Source organism: Buchnera aphidicola (Cinara curvipes) (genome assembly GCF_900698915.1).
Taxonomy (GTDB): Bacteria; Pseudomonadota; Gammaproteobacteria; order Enterobacterales; family Enterobacteriaceae; genus Buchnera_F; species Buchnera_F aphidicola_AY.
Genome location: NZ_LR217710.1, coordinates 302,400 through 321,221 on the forward strand (window position 1 = coordinate 302,400; position 18,822 = coordinate 321,221).

The following is an 18,822-nucleotide window of genomic DNA, read 5'->3' on the forward strand; positions in this document are numbered from 1 at the left end:
GATATTACTTTTATGAAAACAGAAAAAATTCGTTCTTTATTTTTACAATTTTTTAAAGAAAAAAAACATACTATTGTTCAAAGCAGTTCGTTGATTCCTAAAAATGATGATAGTTTATTATTTACAAATGCTGGAATGAATCAATTTAAGGATATTTACCTAGGATATAAAAAAATAAATTCATCATCTTTTGCTAGTTCTCAATATTGTATTCGAACAGGAGGAAAACATGATGATTTTAAAAAAGTTGGTTATAAACCTTATCATCACACACTATTTGAAATGTTAGGAAACTTTAGTTTTGGAGAATATTTTAAAGAAAAAGCTATTATATATGCTTGGGAATTTTTAACACATAAAAAATGGTTACAACTATCAAAAAAAAAAATATGGATTACATATTATTATCAAGACTACGAAACAAAAGATATTTGGCTGAATATTATTAAATTACCATCTGATCATTTAATTGCAATAAATGATAAAAATAACATAAAATATAATTCTGATAATTTCTGGAAAATGGGAGATTCAGGTCCGTGTGGACCATGTACTGAAATTTTTTATGATCAAAGAAAAAAAAATACTAATATTGAAAATATAAAAAACAGTAATGATCTAAAAAAAAATTGCTTAGAAATTTGGAACTTAGTATTTATGCAATTTAATCAGATTAAACCAAACAAAATGATTAAATTGCCAATTCCATCAGTAGATACAGGAATGGGTTTAGAGCGAATTTCTTCAATTTTACAAAATGTATCTTCAAGTTATAAAACAGATAATTTTACTAAACTAATTCAGTCTATAAAAAAAAAAATAAAAAATAAGAAAAAAAATAATGTTTCTTTAAGAATTATTGCAGATCATATCCGAACATCCACTTGTTTAATCTCTGAAAATATTATTCCAGGTAATGAAGGAAGAAATTATGTGTTAAGAAGAATTATTAGACGTGCGTTAAGTCATGGATATTTTATAGGTTTAAAAAAACCATTTTTTTATAAATTATCTAAATTCATTATACATAGCTTTAAAAATATTAATTCTGATTTTAATATTTATAATAAAATTAATATAATAAGAAATATTTTATTTACCGAAGAAAAACAATTTCATTTTATACTAAAGAATGGAATGAATAAGTTAAAAAAAGAAATTAAAAAACAAAAAAATAATATACTATGTGAAAAAAAAATATTTTATTTATATGATACTTTTGGACTACCTATTGAAATAACACAAGATATTTGTAAAGAAAAAAAAATAATAATTAATATAGATAAACTAAATAAAATTATTTATTTAAACAAAAGAAAACAAAAGAAAAATAAAAATAAAAAAATAAAAAAAAATTCATATTTAATGTTAATTACAAAAAAATCTATTTTTGATGGTTATAATGAACGTATAAAGACAACTAAAGTAACACAAATTATTTATAATAATAATATTACATCCTGTTTAAAAAATAAATGTATAGGAATTTTAGTATTAGAAGTAACACCATTTTATGGTGAATCTAGTGGACAAATAGGAGATTCTGGTGAAATTATTAGCAAAAATGGAATATTTATAGTAGAAAATACGAAAAAAAATGGTAATTTTATAGCCCATATAGGATTCATGAAAAACGGATTTATAAATATAAATGATATTGTATATGCTAAAATTAATATTAAAAAAAGAAAAATAATACAATCCAATCATTCCGCTACACATTTATTACATTCTGCATTAAATAAAATATTTAAATTAAAAGTAAATCAAAAAGGATCTCTTATTAATAATAAATATCTAAGATTTGATTTTCAATATAACGAAGATATTACAGAAAAAAATATTAATCAATTAGAAATTATAGTAAATAAAAAAATTCAAAAAAATATACCAATAAATGCTATTATTACTTCATTTAAAAAAGCAAAAAAAAATAAAGTTATATATTTACAGTCAAAAAAATATAAAAAAATAGTACGTATAATTGATATTGAAAACTTTTCTAGTGAATTATGTAGTGGAACACATCATCAAAATACAGGTCAGATTGGATTTTTTAAAATTATTTCATGTAAAAAAATAGGAAACCAAATAAAACGTATCAAAGCAATAACAGGAATAAAAGTAATTAAATATTTTCATAAAAAAATAAAAAAAGAAAAAAAAATAAAAAATCTATTTATAAATAACAAAAATAACATTTACCAATCAATAAAAAAAATTATTAATAATATCAATGATATAAAAAAAGAAAATCAAAAACTAATAAACCAAAACATTTTACAGATTTCTAAAAACTTAATATCAAAAGCATATTTTATTAATAAAATATTTTTTATTATAAAAATTATATCTTATAAAGAACATAGAATTATTAGAAAAATATCTGATATTATTAAGGAAAAATTAAAAAAAGCAATTATTATATTAATTAATGAAAATAATTTTATAACAACATTTTTAATTAATATAACACAAAATATAATAAAAAATATCAATGCTTTAAAAATAAAAAATATTTTATTTTCTATAATACCAGGTCAAGGAGGAGGAAAAAAAAATATTGTAGAGGGAAAGTTGATAAATAAAAAAATAAATTCTAAAAAAATAAAAAAAATAAAAATAAAAGTTATAGAATATATAAAAAAAATAATGAATTAAAAAATAAAATTTATTAATAATTTCAAATAAAATTTATAAATAATTTATATAAATATATAATTTAAATAATATAAATTTTTTAAAAAATCATAAATGTAAATCTTATTTTTTTAAAAGGAAAAAAGGAATGCTTATTTTAACTCGTCGAATTGGCGAAACATTAATAATCGGCGATGAAATAATGATAACAATTTTAGGAATAAAAGGAAATCAAATTCGCGTTGGTATTAATGCCCCTAAAGAAATACCAGTACATAGAGAAGAAATATATAAAAGAATTCAGCTAGAAAAAAAAATATTACATAAAATATAGAAAATAATACTATACTGTATTTTGTTAACATTCAAAATACAGTAAAATAAATTCATTAAAAATATTTACTAAAAAAAACATATTTTTTAAAAATTATTAAAAATTAAATTAATAATATATTATCTAATATTTATTTAAAATTAAATATAAAAATAAAATTTCATTTGACTTATTTTATAAAAAAAAGTAATATAATCATTATTATTTGTTATAAATATTGGTGAGATGGCCGAGTGGTTTAAGGCGCTCCCCTGCTAAAGGAGTATGCATTAAAATGCATCGAGGGTTCAAATCCCTCTCTCACCAAAATAATAATATTATTTATGCATCCGTAGCTTAGTTGGATAGAGCACTCGGCTACGAACCGAGAGGTTGGAGGTTCAAATCCTCCCGGATGCAAAAATAATATTATTTTTATAATATAAATATTTTATAAATCATATATTTTATATATAAATAAAATTTTTTTAAATAAAATAGGATGTAATATTTTGTATATTCCTAGAATCTATTTTAATCAAACTATAAATCTTAATTCCATAATAGAGTTAAAAAAAAATACTACACATTATTGTTTAAATGTAATAAGACTAAAAATAAAAAATATTATTCACATATTTAATAATACAAATTATATTTTTATCTCTAAAATAATAAACATAAAAAAAAATAAAATTTTTGTTGAAGTAATAAAAAAAAAAAAAGATGATAGAGAGTCACCAATAAATATTCATTTAGGTCAAATTCTTTCTAAAAAAATGAATATTACTATTGAAAAATCAGTAGAATTAGGTGTAAAAACAATTACTCCTATTATACCTAAACAAAAAAATTATAATAAAAAAATAAAAAATATTATTTCAAAAAAAAACTATCATTGGAATAAAGTAATAATTTCTGCATGCTCTCAATCAAAAAGAAATATAATACCTATTTTAAAAAAACCACATTCAATATCTGATTGGTGTAATTTAATACCTTGTAGATCTACTAAAATTATTTTTTCTTTAAATTCTGTTAATAAAATTAATGATATTCCATATAAATACAAAGATATTTATATATTAATAGGATCAGAAAAAGGATTTAGTGAACAAGAAAGAAAATATGCGCAAAAAAAAAATTTTTTAAATATTTCTTTAGGACCTAGAATTTTAAGAACAGAAACAGCAAGTATTGTTGCAATAACTGCATTACAAATATATTTTGGGGACATATAATAAAAAAATTAATTTATTTTAAAAATTCAGAAAAAATAATATTAAAAATATTATTCTTTCATTAAAGCTGTATCCATCATTTTATTTAATGCCAACATTCTAGACTTTAAATGTTTTACACAGTGAACCGATTTTTCTTTCTCTAATTCTAATTCATAACAAATATTTAAAGCAGTAATAAAAATCAGTTGTTCTATATTTGAAACACCTGTTTTTTCTCTTAAATCTTCTAATCGTTTACTTAAAATATCTGCTATATAATATAGATCAGAAGAATTACCATTAGGGCAATTAACTCGTATAAATCGTCCGCAAACTTCTATATCAATAGATTTTAATGACATAAATGGTTTCTCTATAAAAATAAATTAAAAAAAATATTAATAATTATATTATATTATAAAATTTTTAAAAATATATTTTTATATTTTTATTATCAATATATTTCTTTTATTTTATCTGCATAACTAACTAATAATAAATCAGCTTTTCTCATACAAAATAAACCTACTGAAACTACACCTGATATATTATTAATAGTTTTTTCCAAATTAATAGAATTTTTTATATATAAATTATGTATATCAATAATACAATTTCCATTATCTGTAATAAAATTTTCTCTATATTTAGGCATCCCTCCTAATTTAATAATTTCTTCAGAAACTTTTCTTAAAGCCATAGGAATAACTTCAACAGGAATAACACAACAATCAAAGTGTTTTATATATTTTGATTTGTCTATTATACATATAAATTTTTTTGCAACAGAAGATATAATTTTTTCACGAGTTAATGCTCCTCCACGACCCTTTATCATCTCCATAGATGTATTTACTTTATCAGCGCTATCAATATAAATATCTAAATTTTCTAAAGAATTTAAATCTATTATAGGTATATTACATTTTCTTATCTTTTTTTCTGAAACTAATGAGCCGGGCACTACACCGCGAATAGAAGATGAAATATTTGATAATTCTTTAATAAAGTAATTTATTGTTGAACCAGATCCAATTCCAATAATAGAATTTTTAGGAACATACTTTAAAACAAACTTTGCTACAGATTTTTTTAACGTATTAAACATATATTCTCCAAAATACATTAAAAACAATATTGTTAATAATATAAAATAAAATTATTTCTACAAATAAAGAAATAATAAAAAAATAATTAAAATAAACATATAAAAAAATATTATCTGGGGTACCTGGATTCGAACCAGGGATGCCGGTATCAAAAACCGGTGCCGTAACCTCTTGGCTATACCCCAAAAAATAATATTTTCATAAAAATATTATTTAAAAATATAAAATCATTATACGGAAGGCGAGATTTGAACTCGCAAACTTTTCAGTGCCAGAACCTAAATCTGGTGCGTCTACCATTTTCGCCACTCCCGCCTACTTAAACTTAAAATTATATAATTTAATGGCTATAACGAGAATCGAACTCGTGACCTCAGCGTTATGAGTGCTGCGCTCTAACCATCTGAGCTACATAGCCGTATTTTTATTAAAAATAATATTTAAATGATAATTTTACACAAATAAAATCATTTTTACAATCAAAATTTTCAAATAAAATATTTTTTTTATTTTAATAAAAATAATTTAAAATTTTTATATTAAAATATAATTTAGTAAGAAAAATTTTTATTATTTCTATATACTTTATAAAAGTAATAAAATTTCCTTATTTAGTAAATATAATTATATCTTATAGTATAAACTATATCAAAAAAATTTAAAATGGTTATAATATGAATAATAATTTCATTAATAAAATAATAAAAAAATCAATATTAAAAAATCCTCATGATAAAATAAAAACACGCTTTCCACCAGAACCTAACGGTTACCTACATATTGGACATGCGAAATCTATCTGTTTAAATTTTAATATTGCAAACCAATATAATGGTATCTGTAATCTTAGATTTGATGATACTAATCCAAAAAAAGAAAAAATTAAATATATTGATTCAATAAAAAAAGATATACAATGGTTAGGTTTTAAATGGTATAAAAAACCTAAATTTACTTCAAATTATTTTAATAAATTATATAAATATGCAGTTCAATTAATTGAAAATAATTTAGCATATGTAGAAGAACTAAATAAAGATGAAATAAAAAAATATAGAGGTACATTAAAAAAAATAGGAAAAGATAGTCCATTCAGAAATCGAACAATTAAAGAAAATTTAATTTTATTTGAAAATATGAAGCTCGGTATGTTTCCTGAAGGTTCTATGTGCTTAAGAGCAAAAATTAATATGAAATCTCCATATATTATTTTACGTGATCCTGTTTTATATAGGATAATATTCTCCGAACACCATCAAACAAAAAATAAATGGTGTATATATCCCATGTATGATTTTGCTCATTGTATTGCTGATGCTTTAGAAGGAATTACACACTCTTTATGTACACTTGAATTTCAAGATAACCGACAATTATATAAATGGATATTAAAAAAATTGCATTTTATAAAAAAACCTCCTAAACAATACGAATTCTCTAAATTAAATTTAGAACATACGATTTTGTCTAAAAGAAAATTAAAAAAATTAATAAATTCTAAACTTGTCAATGGGTGGGAAGATCCAAGATTACATACAATCTCTGGATTAAGAAATAAAGGATATACAAAAAACTCTATTCAAATGTTTTGTCAAAAAATAGGAATTACAAAACAACAAAATATAGTAGAATTATCTTTACTAGAAGCGTGTATAAGAAAAGATCTCAATATGTCTTCTCCTAGAAGAATGGCTGTAATTAATCCTATTAAAATTATAATTACTAATCTACCTGAAAGTCATATAGAATATTTTAATGTTTTTAATCATCCACAAGTAAAAGAAATGGGTACTAGAAAGATTTTATTCACTAAAGAGATATACATTGAACAAGAAGATTTTTCTGAAAAAGAGAAAGAAAATTATAGAGGGCTAGTATTAGGAAAAAAAGTTCGATTAAAATACGCCTATATAATAAAAGCAAAGAAAATTTTAAGAGATACAAATTATGAAATAAATTGTATTTTATGTAAATATTATCCTAAAAAAACAAAAAAAAATATAGGAATAATTCACTGGATATCTATAAAAAATTCTATTCCAGCACAATTTCAATTATTTGATATTTTATTTATTTCTAAAAATCCTGAAAAGCAAGATGATTTTATGCAATCATATAATCCTAACTCATATATTCTTAAAAAGGGATATATAGAATATATTGTCTATCATGAAAAAGTTAATCAAGCTTACCAATTTGAAAGAATTGGGTATTTTTTAAAAACAACAAAGAAAAATAAAAAAAAAATTATATCATTTAATAGAATCGTATCATTAAAAAATAGACATAGAAGTTTTATTTAATAAAATTATTTATCTTTAAAAAAATAATATTTTTTTCAAAATACAAATATATTTTACTATTTAAATAGTATAGTGATTACTATATATTCATAATACATAAAAAAGTTAAATTTATATAAATAAAAGTAATAAATTTTATTATTAATATTTATTAAAAATAGTTATTATATTTTTATATAAAAAATACTTTATTAAAATATTTAATTCAATAAAAATAAAAAACTATTTTAATATATAAAATATTGTTAAATAAAAAGGATAAGTTAAAAATGTCAAAAATAAAAAAAATATTTGCTAGAGAAATATTAGATTCACGTGGATTTCCTACTATTGAAACAGAAGTTCATTTAGAAAGTGGTCATTTCGGTTGTTCAGCAGCTCCTTCTGGAGCATCAACGGGGTCTAAAGAAGCTTTAGAATTAAGAGATTTTGATAAAAATCGATTTCTGGGAAAAGGAGTGCAAAAAGCAATAAACTATGTTAATACAGATATAAATAAAGAATTAATAAATAAACAATCAGAAAATCAAAAAGAAATCGATTATTTAATGATTGAGTTAGACGGTACAAATAATAAATCAAAATTTGGCGCTAATGCAATTTTATCTGTATCACTATCTTTAGCAAAAGCAACTGCATCTGAAAAAAAAATACCATTTTATTCTTATATATCTCAAATTAATAATACAAATAATAAATTCTCCATTCCTCTTCCAATGATTAATATTATCAATGGAGGAATGCACGCTAATAATAATATTGACATTCAAGAATTTATGATCCAACCTATAGGAGCAAGAAATATAAGACAAGCCATTCAAATGGGTTCAGAAATTTTTCATACATTAGGTATGATTCTTAAAGAAAAAGGATATTCAACCTGTGTTGGAGATGAAGGAGGATATGCACCTAATTTAAAATCTAATGAAGAAGCATTATCCATAATTAGTTTAGCTGTAGAAAAAACTAATTATAGATTAGGAGAAGATATTACTTTTGCAATAGATTGCGCTGCATCAGAACTATTTGATAAAAATACTAAAAAATATAGACTAAAAAATGAAAATAAAGAATTTACTTCACAGGAATTTACACATTACTTAGAAAAACTAACAAATAAATATCCAATTATATCTATAGAAGACGGACAAAATGAAGATGATTGGGAAGGTTTTATATACCAAACAAAAATTTTAGGAAATAAAATTCAATTAGTTGGAGATGATTTATTTGTTACAAATAAAAAAATATTGAGAAAAGGAATAAAAAACAAAGTTGCTAATGCTATTTTAATTAAATTTAATCAAATAGGAACTCTAACAGAAACATTAGAAACAATTTATTTAGCTAAAAAAAATAATTATTCTGTTATAATATCACATAGATCTGGAGAAACAGAAGATACAAGTATAGCAGATCTTTCTGTCGGGACATCCGCAGGACAAATAAAAACTGGTTCAATGTGTAGATCAGATAGAACAGCTAAATATAATAGATTAATTAAAATAGAAGAATCACTAAAAAAACAAAAAAAAACATTTAAAAAAAAATTAAATATATTTAAATTTAAAAAATAAAACTACATATACTCAAATTACATAAATAACTAAATCATATAAAAAAAAAGAAACCCCCTATATACTAGGGGTAATAGAATTATTAAGAGAATATCTATATAAATAATATATATTTAAACATATAAAATTATAAATAATAAAAATATTTATTTTATTAAAAAGTGTAATAAATTTAATAATTAAATTACTAAACGGGAATTATTATGAAAAAAAAAACTATTGTATTAATAGATGGAAATTATTGTTTATATCAAACATATTTTTCTTTTTTAAAACTTAAAAATCATTATGGACATTTTACAGGTGTTTTATATGGATATATAAAAATATTTAATAAAATAGTAAAAAAATTCTGTCCTAATAATATAATAGTTATTTTTGATACTCCAACAAAAACTCTTAGACATCAATTATATTCAAAATATAAAAAAAATAGATCTTCTATGCCTGAAAGTTTAAAAAAACAAATTAATCCTTTAAAAGAAATTATCCAAAGCTTGGGTATACCTATAATTAGTATGAATAATATAGAAGCTGATGATATTATAGGTACTTTATCTAAAAAATTTATAAAAAAAAAATATTATATTTTCATATATAGTGCTGATAAAGATATGTTACAATTAATAAATAAAAGAATTAAAGTTATTCCGGGAAAAAATATAGAAAATATTTTAAATAAAAAAGAAGTATATAAAAAATATGGAATAAAACCATATTCTATAGCAGATTTCTTAGGATTAGTAGGTGATTCTTCAGATAATATACCCGGAATACCTAGGATAGGGGAAAAAACTGCTTCAATTCTTTTAAAAAACTTTTCATCTATAGATAATATCTATAAAAATATAGAAAATATTTCCTTATTACCTATAAAAAATATTAAAAAAATAACAGATAGCTTAAAAAAAAACAAAGAATTAGCTTTTTTATCGTTGAATTTAACTAAAATTAATAAAAATATATTACTAAATTGTAGTATAAATGATCTTTTGAAAAAAAATAAACCAAATATACCTTTTTTATTAAAAAAATTTCAATATTATCAATTTAATGAATATACTAAACAAATGTATAATAATATATTTCCAATAATTGATATATATCACAAAAAAAAAGATATTAAAAAAAAAAATATATTGAAATTATAAATAATATTTTATTAATAAAACTTATAAGAAAAATAAATAAAAAAAAAATATTTTCTATAGCGGTGAATCTTTACAATAAAAAAAAAAAAAATATTTTTTCTATTTCTATTACCATAGAAAAAAATATAACATGGTGGTTTGATTCTAATCAAAATAATAAAAAAAATACAAAAATTACTGTAGAATTTATATTAAAAAATATAAAACCAATATTAGAAGATAAAAAATATAAAAAAATAGGAAAAAACTTAAAAAATATTTTTCATATTTTTAAAAAATATAATATAACATTAAATGGAATGTATTTTGATACATCAATTATATATTATTGCTGTAAACTAAGTAATTATAATAATAATTATTATAAATATCTTATTAAAAAATATTCAACAAAAAAAAATAATGTAACAAAAGAAAAAAAAATAAATAAAATTATTCAAGAATCACTAATATCTTTAAAAATATATTATAAAACTAAAATATATTTTAAAAAAAATTCTATAAAAAAAATATTCCGATCAATTGATATGCCTTTATTAAATGTTCTCTCTATTATAGAAAATAATGGTGTATTAGTAAAAAAAAGAATATTAAAAAAACAAAAAATACAAATTACTAATACAATAAGAAAATTAAAAAAAAAAATATATCATTTAACAGAAAAAAAATTTAATATTAATTCCCCAAAACAATTAATAAATATTTTATTTAAAAAATATAATTTTTCATATATAAAAAAAACAAAAAAAGGAAATATTTCAGTTAATGAAAAAGTTCTTTGTGAACTATCTAAAAATCATAAATTACCAAAAATTATTTTACAATATAGATTTCTTAAAAAAATAAAAAATACATACTTAAATAATTTAATTAATTCAATAAATAGAAAAACAAATAGAATTCATACAACATATCATCAGACATCCACATTAACAGGAAGATTATCTTCTAGTAATCCAAATTTACAAAATATTCCAATTAAAACTAAATTAGGAAGAAAAATAAGAATTGCGTTTATAGCAAAAAAAAAATGGATTTTACTAGCAGCTGATTACTCACATATTGAATTAAGAATTATAGCTCATTATTCACAGGATAAAAAATTAATACAAGATTTGTCATATAAAAATGATATATATATTAAAATAGCCGCTCGTATTTTTATGATAAACGATAAAAAAGTTAAATCTTATCAAAGAAATATTGCAAAAACTGTTATTTTTTCTATATTATATGGAATTAGTCCTTTTAGTTTATCTCAAAAATTAAATATTTCTATAAAAAAAGCTAGTGAATATATAAATATTTATTTTACAAGATATAAAAAAATAAAAAAATATATAAAAAAAATATATCATATTGCAAAAATAAATGAATATATAAAAACACTATTCAAGAGAAAATTATATATCTCTAATATAAATTCAAATAATAATATTTTGAAAAAAAAAGCAAAACGTTCCTGTATCAATACAATTATACAAAATACCGCTTCAGATATAATAAAAAAATCTATGATTAAGTTAAATTCTATATTTCAAAAAAAATTTAAAAATGAAGCAAAAATAATTATGCAAATTCATGATGAATTAATATTTGAAATTAAAGAAAATAAAAAAAATGTACTAACTAATATAATAAAAAGTTATATGGAAAATAATGTATTATTAAAAATACCATTATATGTTTCTATAAAAACTGGTAAAAATTGGAAAGAAATGAATAAGTAAATAAAATTATTTATTTTTATATAAAAAATACCATGTAGATAATTGATTTTTTATGAAAAAAATATCTGATTTATTAAATTTAGAAAAACTACATACAGTAATATTCATATTTAAACTAGATATTTCCTTTCTTAAATGTAACAATTTTTTTATTTTATTATATTTAGATACTTTATCGCTTTTTGTTAAAATAATTAAAATCGGTAATAAACTATGTTTTAAAATACTTAAAATAATTTTGTCTAATGATTTTATAGAAAATCGAATATCAGATAAAATAACAATAGCTTTTAAACATTTTCTATTTTGTAAATAAAAAAAAATATTTTTTTCAAGTAATTTTTGAGTAAAATTATCTATTTTTGAATATCCATATCCCGGAAAATCTACTAATCTAAAATCTAATAATACATTAAAAAAATTTATAGTACTAGTACACCCAGGTGATCTACTAACTCTAGCAAGTTTTTTATTATTAGATAAACAATTAATTATCGTAGATTTACCAGAATTAGAATAACCTAAAAAAGCTATCTCTATTCCTGAAAAATATTTTAATTCACAACAATTTATAATACTTTTTAAAAAAAATGTTTTATTAAAATTTATATATTTCAATAAATATTTTCCTTTTTAATTAATCAAATTAATTTTTTATAACAAATATAATTAATTTTTAAAATATTCATCTTTATAAAAAAATATTGTAAAATAAAAATATAATTATACACTAAATATATTAAATTATAACTAATAAAATAGAATTTATTTGAAAAATCAAACTTTAATAATAATAAGTTAATTAAGATTAATACAAATTTATTTATGTATAGAAGAAAAATGTAAAATATGTATAAATTTTTATATAAAAATAAAAAATTTAAATAAAAAAAGTATTTTATATAAAAATTAACTTATAAAATTATATACTATCTCACTCTTAAAAAAATTGGCATTTAAATGAATACAAAAATCAGAAATATTGCTATAATTGCACATGTTGATCATGGAAAAACAACTCTACTCGATCAATTATTAAGACAATCCGGTACATTTGAGAAACATGAAGAAAAAATTGATAGAATTATGGACTCAAATGAATTAGAAAAAGAAAGAGGAATTACTATTTTATCTAAACATACATCTATAAAATGGAATAAATATCACATAAATATTATTGATACACCTGGACATGCAGATTTTGGTGGAGAAGTAGAGAGAATATTATCTATGGTAGATTCTGTTTTATTAGTGGTAGATGCTTTTGAAGGGCCTATGCCTCAAACAAGATATGTAACAAAAAAATCATTTTTATATAATATTAAACCAATCATTGTAATTAACAAAATGGATAGATCCACCATTAGACCTGATTGGGTTATTAATCAAATATTTGATTTATTTGTAAATCTATCAGCAAATGATGAACAATTAGATTTTCCAATAATATATACGTCAGCTTTATTAGGAAAATCAGGAAATAGTCCTAATAAAATGAAAAATAATATGATTCCATTATTAAATGCTATTGTAGAATACACACCAAAACCAAAAATAACAAAAAAAAATTTTCTTCAAATGCAAATTTCACAACTAGATTTTAATAATTATTTTGGAATGATTGGAATTGGAAAAATAAAACAAGGAGAATTAAAGATTAATCAAATAGTTTCAGTTTTAAGAAATAAAAAAAAAATTTATACAGGAAAAATCAATAACATATTAAAATTTTATGGTTTAAAACAAAAAAAAATAAAAAAAGCAGTTGCTGGAGATATAATTTCAATTACTGGTTTAAATAATCTTGAAATATCAGATACTATTTGCAATCCAGAATCTTTAAATCCATTACCTAATTTAAAAATAGATAATCCTACAGTAAATATGTTATTTTGTGTAAATCAATCACCGTTTTGTGGTCAGGAAGGTAAATATATAACGTCTAGACAAATTCTTGAGCGCTTAAAAAAGGAAACAGTTCGTAATATATCTTTAAAAGTTAATGAAACACAAGATTCAAATGTTTTTTCTGTTTCTGGAAGAGGGGAATTACATTTATCAATCTTATTAGAACAATTACGTAGAGAAAATTTTGAATTAGAGGTTTCAAGACCTAAGGTAATTTTAAAAAAGAAAAATAATATTTTAACCGAACCTTACGAACTTGTATTATTAGATATTAATAAAAAAAATCAAGGACAATTAATAAAAAAATTAGGTGAATTAAGAGGGGATATACAAAATCTTACAAACAGCGAGCAAGATAGAATACAAATTGAATGTTTACTATCTAGTAGATCATTAATTGGATTTAGATCTGAATTTATGAATCTAACCTCCGGAGAAGGCACTTTCTTTTCTTCTATTAGTCATTATGGACCTATACAAAAATATCAATTTGGGCAAAGAAAAAATGGGGTTCTTATTTCTAAGAATACAGGAACAGCTGTTTCATTTTCAATTTCTAATCTTCAAAATAGAGGAAAAATGTTTATTAAACACGGAGAAAAAGTGTATGAAGGACAAATTGTGGGGATACATAATAGATCGAATGATCTAACAGTTAATTGTTTAACAGGAAAAAAATTAACAAATATGAGAGCATCAGGAACAGATGAAGCTATAAATTTAATTACTCCCATAAAAATTACATTAGAGTATGCTCTTAACTTTGTAAATGATGATGAATTAGTAGAAATCACTCCAAAATCAATAAGATTTAGAAAAATACATTTAAAAGAAAGTGATAGAAAAAAAGCTAAAAAAAAATAATATCTTTACAAAAATATTTATTTTTATTTATATAAAAATAATATTTTTTGTAATTAATAAAGAGAATCTTTCTTTTATTAAAAGATTCTTTTTATAATATAGAAAGTATAAATATTAAAAATTTTTATTAAAAAAAATAATATTTATTTTTATCAATAAAATATTTTTTTAAAAAAAATTACATATTATATATTTTAAAATCAATATCTTGATGAGATAATAAAAAAAAATTATTTTCTCTTTTAAAAAAATTTATTTTCATGCGAACTTGTAATAATATTTTTTTTTTATGAATATGTACCCATGATAGTACCATACCTGCATTATATCTATTTCCAAAAACATCTTTGTACTCAACAGGTTCAAATATATATGTAATATTATTTTTATTACTTTTACCTATTATAGAACAAATAATAAATTTATTTATTTTTTTATTTTCATATTTACATAATATTTCTTGTCCATAATAACAACCCTTATTAAAATTAATAGCACCCCATTTTTTTAAATCTAATGATTGTAATATAAAACGACCCATTATTTCTTTATTCATAATAGGAAAACAAGATTCAATATCTAATTCTAACCACTGCATTTCATTACTATATTTCGCTTTACAATTTATAAATTTTAAAAAATCAACTAAATATTTTTTATATGCAATAATTAAAAATCTTTCAATTGGTTTATTAATTTTTAAAATAATTATGTTGTGAATAACCAAAATAGATTTTTTTTTACTTAATTTTATAGAAAAAAAATTTTCTAATAATTTAGATGAATTTAAACCGCATAATCCAAATAAACAAAATTTTTTTTCTTCAAAAATATTAACTTTAGAAAATAAAGAATATTTTTTTAATTCATGTATATGTTTTTTACATACTGATGATCTAACAATATATATATAAAAATGTTTATATTGAAATATTAAAAAAGAAGTCCATACTTTTCCATTAATATTGCAATGAGCTCCAAATTTATAGTTATCATAATTAATCATATTTATATCAATAGTAAATTGATTATTTAAATATTTTTTTTTATCTAAACCAGTTACACATATTATAGACCATCCGTTTAAATTCATATACGTTGTAGGTAAATCTTTACTTAAATAAATAGTTTTATTGCTAAAAATATAATTTTTCATAAAAAACCTTTTTTCTGATATTTTAAAAAATATAAATATAACATTATTATATAATATAACAAAAATCATTGATGTTTATAAAAAAAATAACTATATTATATAGAAACTTATATAACTTATTATTTATAATATAATTTTTTAAAAAGTATATTTAAAAAATATTTTCAAAAAGAGAAAAAAATGTTTGATCAAACTACTTTATTAAAAAAGATAAAAAAAATAAAAAATAAAATTAATTTATTAAAGAGGAATCTTTGACTATTTTTATATAAATAAAAAAATAAAAAATATTAATAAAAAAATAAAAAAATTAATATTAAATAAAAATTATGAAATAATATCAAAATTATATAAAAAAAAAAATATTTTATCTAAAAAAATATATAAAATTAAAAAATTAATTAAAATATTAAAAGAAATAGAATATTGGGTAAAAATATTTAATAAAGAAAAAGATTTATATATTATAGAAGAAATAAATATACAATATTTAAAATTAAAAAAAAAAATAAATAAATTAGAAATATATACTATGTTTAAAAACAAAAATGATAAAAATAATTGTTATATGGATATACAATCAGGATCAGGAGGAGTGGAATCACAAGACTGGACAAAAATGTTGTTAAAAATGTATTTAAAATACTCATTTAGTAAAAATTTTAAAACAAAAATTATCACAGAATCAATAGGAGAAAATAAAGGAATAAAATCTGTTACATTAAAAATTAAGGGTAATTTCGCATTTGGGTGGTTTCGTACAGAAACTGGTATTCATAGATTAGTCCGAAAAAGTCCTTTTGATTCAGGAAATAAAAGACATACTTCCTTTAGTTCAATATTTGTATACCCTGAAGTAAAAAAAAATATTAAAATAAATATTAAAACAGAAAATTTAAGAATCGACGTATATAGAGCATCAGGAGCTGGTGGACAGCATGTAAATCGAACTGAATCAGCTGTAAGAATTACTCATATTCCTACAGGAATTGTTACACAATGCCAAAATGATCGATCACAACATAAAAATAAAAATACTGCAATAAAACAATTAAAAGCAAAATTATATAATCTAGAAATTAAAAAAAAAAATATAGAAAAAGAAAATATTAATAAAAATAAACTAGATATAAGATGGGGAAACCAAATTCGTTCATATATATTAGATGATTCTAGAATAAAAGATCTTCGAACAAATATTGAAAGAAATGATATATATAATGTTTTAAATGGTGATTTAAATCAATTTATTGAAACAAATTTAAAAATGGGATTTTAAAAATAAAAAATGTTTAAAAAAATTAAATCAAAAGAAGAAAAAATTTTATCAAATAAAGAAATTTTTATAAGAAAAAATAAATTAATTCAATTACGTCAAAAAGGTTTTAATTTTCCTAATACATTTAAATACACAAAAACAATCAAAGCAATATATTTTTCATATAAAAATTATACTAAAAGTGACTTAAAAAAAATAAATTACCAAATTAGTATCGCTGGACGTATAATTAAAAAAAGAATTTTAGGCAAAGCTTCTTTTTTTGTTATACAACATGATAATTATAAAATTCAAATATATATAAAAAGTAATTTATTTCCAAATAATTACTATAAAAATTATATTATTGAATTAGACTTAGGAGATATAATTGGAGTTAAAGGAATATTATTTAAAACAAATACATTAGAATTATCAATTCATTGTAAGAAAATATATTTATTAACTAAATCATTAAGACCTTTACCGGATAAATATTCTGGATTACAAAATAAAGAAATAAAATATAGAAAAAGATACTTGGATTTATTATCTAATCCTAATGTAACAAAAATATTTAAAAAAAGATCATATATTATTTCTAATATTCGTTCTTTTATGAAAAAAAAAGATTTTCTAGAAGTTGAAACACCAATGATGCATCCCATTCCAGGAGGAGCTAATGCAAAACCTTTTATTACTTATCATAATGCATTAAATGAAAAAATGTACTTACGAGTTGCACCAGAATTATATTTAAAGAGATTAATTATTGGTGGTTTTGATAAAATTTTTGAAATAAATAGAAATTTTAGAAATGAAGGACTATCAACTCGACATAACCCTGAATTTACTATGATGGAAATTTATATGTCCTACAGTCATTATACTGATATGATGACTCTTTTAGAAAAGCTATGTAAATTTTTAGTAAAAAAGATATTTAATTCTTTAATTATTAAATATGATAAAAATGAATTAAATTTTGAAAAACCTATTAGAAAAATGACAATGATTGAATCAATATTAAAATTTAACAAAAATATCTGTATATCTGATTTAAAAAATATACAAAAAACAAAAAAAATAGCAAAAAAACTTAATTTAAATACAGAATTATGTAACTCCCTTGGAGAATTAATTCATTTAATTTTTGAAAAAACTACAGAAAAAAAAATTATTTCTCCTACATTTATTACTGAATATCCAATAGAAATTTCTCCATTAGCTAAAAAAAATGATAACTTTGCGGAAAGATTTGAGTTTTTTATATCAGGATATGAAATTGCTAACGGTTTTTCCGAATTAAATGACCCAGAAGAACAAAAAAAAAGATTTAAACTACAAGAACTGCAAAAAGAAAATATAAATATATCAAAGAATTTTTATTATGATAAAGAATATATAACAGCATTAGAACACGGATTACCACCTACTTCTGGTTTAGGTATAGGAATTGATAGATTAATTATGATTCTGACTAATCAGAAAAATATTAGAGATGTTATACTTTTTCCTATTTTAAAAAAAAATATTATATAAATGATAAACATAATTTATTTTTTATAAAAAAATATAAAAAAGAATTAA

14 protein-coding genes and 5 tRNA genes are annotated in these 18,822 nt (G+C 19.8%); 12 read left to right on the forward strand and 7 right to left on the reverse strand.

Translation table 11 applies throughout. From position 1 onward, the window contains the following. The first annotated feature begins 12 nt into the window (after positions 1–12). The 5 genes from alaS to BUCICURV3402_RS01355 all read left to right on the forward strand — a co-directional run bounded on the left by alaS (position 13) and on the right by BUCICURV3402_RS01355 (position 4,194). A complete protein-coding gene (gene alaS, locus BUCICURV3402_RS01335; protein ID WP_154029312.1) occupies positions 13–2,661 on the forward strand; it encodes an alanine--tRNA ligase in 2,649 nt (882 codons plus the stop codon). Between the two features lie 127 nt (positions 2,662–2,788). Next, entirely contained in the window at positions 2,789–2,974 is a 186-nt protein-coding gene (gene csrA, locus BUCICURV3402_RS01340; protein ID WP_154029313.1) for a carbon storage regulator CsrA, read from the forward strand. A 219-nt stretch (positions 2,975–3,193) separates the two neighbouring features. Next, a tRNA-Ser gene (locus BUCICURV3402_RS01345) sits at positions 3,194–3,280 on the forward strand. 19 nt (positions 3,281–3,299) lie between these two features. Then, positions 3,300–3,373: transfer RNA gene (locus tag BUCICURV3402_RS01350), tRNA-Arg, on the forward strand. Between the two features lie 92 nt (positions 3,374–3,465). After that, complete coding sequence (locus tag BUCICURV3402_RS01355) at positions 3,466–4,194, forward strand: 16S rRNA (uracil(1498)-N(3))-methyltransferase (protein WP_172598547.1); 729 nt, start codon at positions 3,466–3,468, stop codon at positions 4,192–4,194. 50 nt (positions 4,195–4,244) lie between these two features. Here BUCICURV3402_RS01355 and zapA read toward each other — a convergent pair whose 3' ends face one another. The 5 genes from zapA to BUCICURV3402_RS01380 form a co-directional block, all read right to left on the reverse strand. After that, positions 4,245–4,538 (reverse strand): cell division protein ZapA, encoded by a 294-nt coding sequence (zapA, locus tag BUCICURV3402_RS01360; protein WP_154029315.1) that lies wholly within the window; start codon positions 4,536–4,538, stop codon positions 4,245–4,247. Positions 4,539–4,630: 92 nt separating this feature from the next. Further along, positions 4,631–5,284 carry a ribose-5-phosphate isomerase RpiA gene (gene rpiA, locus BUCICURV3402_RS01365; protein ID WP_154029316.1) on the reverse strand — a complete coding sequence of 218 codons (654 nt, stop codon included), beginning with the start codon at positions 5,282–5,284 and terminating at the stop codon, positions 4,631–4,633. 114 nt (positions 5,285–5,398) lie between these two features. Continuing rightward, positions 5,399–5,470: transfer RNA gene (locus BUCICURV3402_RS01370), tRNA-Gln, on the reverse strand. 48 nt (positions 5,471–5,518) lie between these two features. Then, positions 5,519–5,600 (reverse strand) — tRNA-Leu (locus BUCICURV3402_RS01375). Positions 5,601–5,629: 29 nt separating this feature from the next. Then, positions 5,630–5,703: transfer RNA gene (locus BUCICURV3402_RS01380), tRNA-Met, on the reverse strand. Positions 5,704–5,959: 256 nt separating this feature from the next. On the opposite strand from BUCICURV3402_RS01380, the gene BUCICURV3402_RS01385 reads away from it, so the two are divergent. The 4 genes from BUCICURV3402_RS01385 (at position 5,960) to BUCICURV3402_RS02105 (ending at position 12,046) form a co-directional block, all read left to right on the forward strand. Further along, positions 5,960–7,588 (forward strand): glutamine--tRNA ligase/YqeY domain fusion protein, encoded by a 1,629-nt coding sequence (locus BUCICURV3402_RS01385; RefSeq protein WP_154029317.1) that lies wholly within the window; start codon positions 5,960–5,962, stop codon positions 7,586–7,588. Between the two features lie 269 nt (positions 7,589–7,857). Beyond that, positions 7,858–9,165 carry a phosphopyruvate hydratase gene (gene eno / locus BUCICURV3402_RS01390; RefSeq protein WP_154029318.1) on the forward strand — a complete coding sequence of 436 codons (1,308 nt, stop codon included), beginning with the start codon at positions 7,858–7,860 and terminating at the stop codon, positions 9,163–9,165. A 203-nt stretch (positions 9,166–9,368) separates the two neighbouring features. Continuing rightward, positions 9,369–10,316: a 5'-3' exonuclease gene (locus BUCICURV3402_RS02100; protein WP_232036848.1), complete on the forward strand. Its 948-nt coding sequence runs from the start codon at positions 9,369–9,371 to the stop codon at positions 10,314–10,316. A gap of 62 nt (positions 10,317–10,378) precedes the next feature. Next, a complete protein-coding gene (locus tag BUCICURV3402_RS02105; protein WP_232036849.1) occupies positions 10,379–12,046 on the forward strand; it encodes a DNA polymerase in 1,668 nt (555 codons plus the stop codon). A 6-nt stretch (positions 12,047–12,052) separates the two neighbouring features. Here the strand turns inward: BUCICURV3402_RS02105 and yihA are convergent, their stop codons facing one another. Then, positions 12,053–12,664, reverse strand: coding sequence for a ribosome biogenesis GTP-binding protein YihA/YsxC (yihA, locus tag BUCICURV3402_RS01400; RefSeq protein WP_154029319.1), 612 nt, complete (start codon positions 12,662–12,664; stop codon positions 12,053–12,055). 342 nt (positions 12,665–13,006) lie between these two features. Here yihA and typA point away from each other — a divergent pair, with 342 nt between their 5' ends. Further along, the gene (typA, locus tag BUCICURV3402_RS01405) at positions 13,007–14,818 is read left to right on the forward strand and encodes a translational GTPase TypA (protein WP_154029320.1); all 1,812 of its coding nucleotides are present in this window, start codon (positions 13,007–13,009) and stop codon (positions 14,816–14,818) included. 178 nt (positions 14,819–14,996) lie between these two features. Here the strand turns inward: typA and BUCICURV3402_RS01410 are convergent, their stop codons facing one another. After that, positions 14,997–15,974, reverse strand: a complete 978-nt coding sequence (locus tag BUCICURV3402_RS01410; RefSeq protein WP_172598548.1) for a hypothetical protein — start codon at positions 15,972–15,974, stop codon at positions 14,997–14,999. A 180-nt stretch (positions 15,975–16,154) separates the two neighbouring features. On the opposite strand from BUCICURV3402_RS01410, the gene prfB reads away from it, so the two are divergent. Together prfB and lysS are read left to right on the forward strand one after the other, a co-directional pair. Continuing rightward, positions 16,155–17,253, forward strand: a protein-coding gene (prfB, locus tag BUCICURV3402_RS01415; RefSeq protein WP_172598549.1) for a peptide chain release factor 2 whose coding sequence is annotated in 2 segments (ribosomal slippage) — positions 16,155–16,229 and positions 16,231–17,253 — 1,098 coding nt in all. Because the reading frame shifts where the segments join, the coding sequence is not laid out codon by codon here. 9 nt (positions 17,254–17,262) lie between these two features. Next, entirely contained in the window at positions 17,263–18,774 is a 1,512-nt protein-coding gene (lysS, locus tag BUCICURV3402_RS01420; protein ID WP_154029323.1) for a lysine--tRNA ligase, read from the forward strand. Positions 18,775–18,822 lie beyond the last annotated feature (48 nt).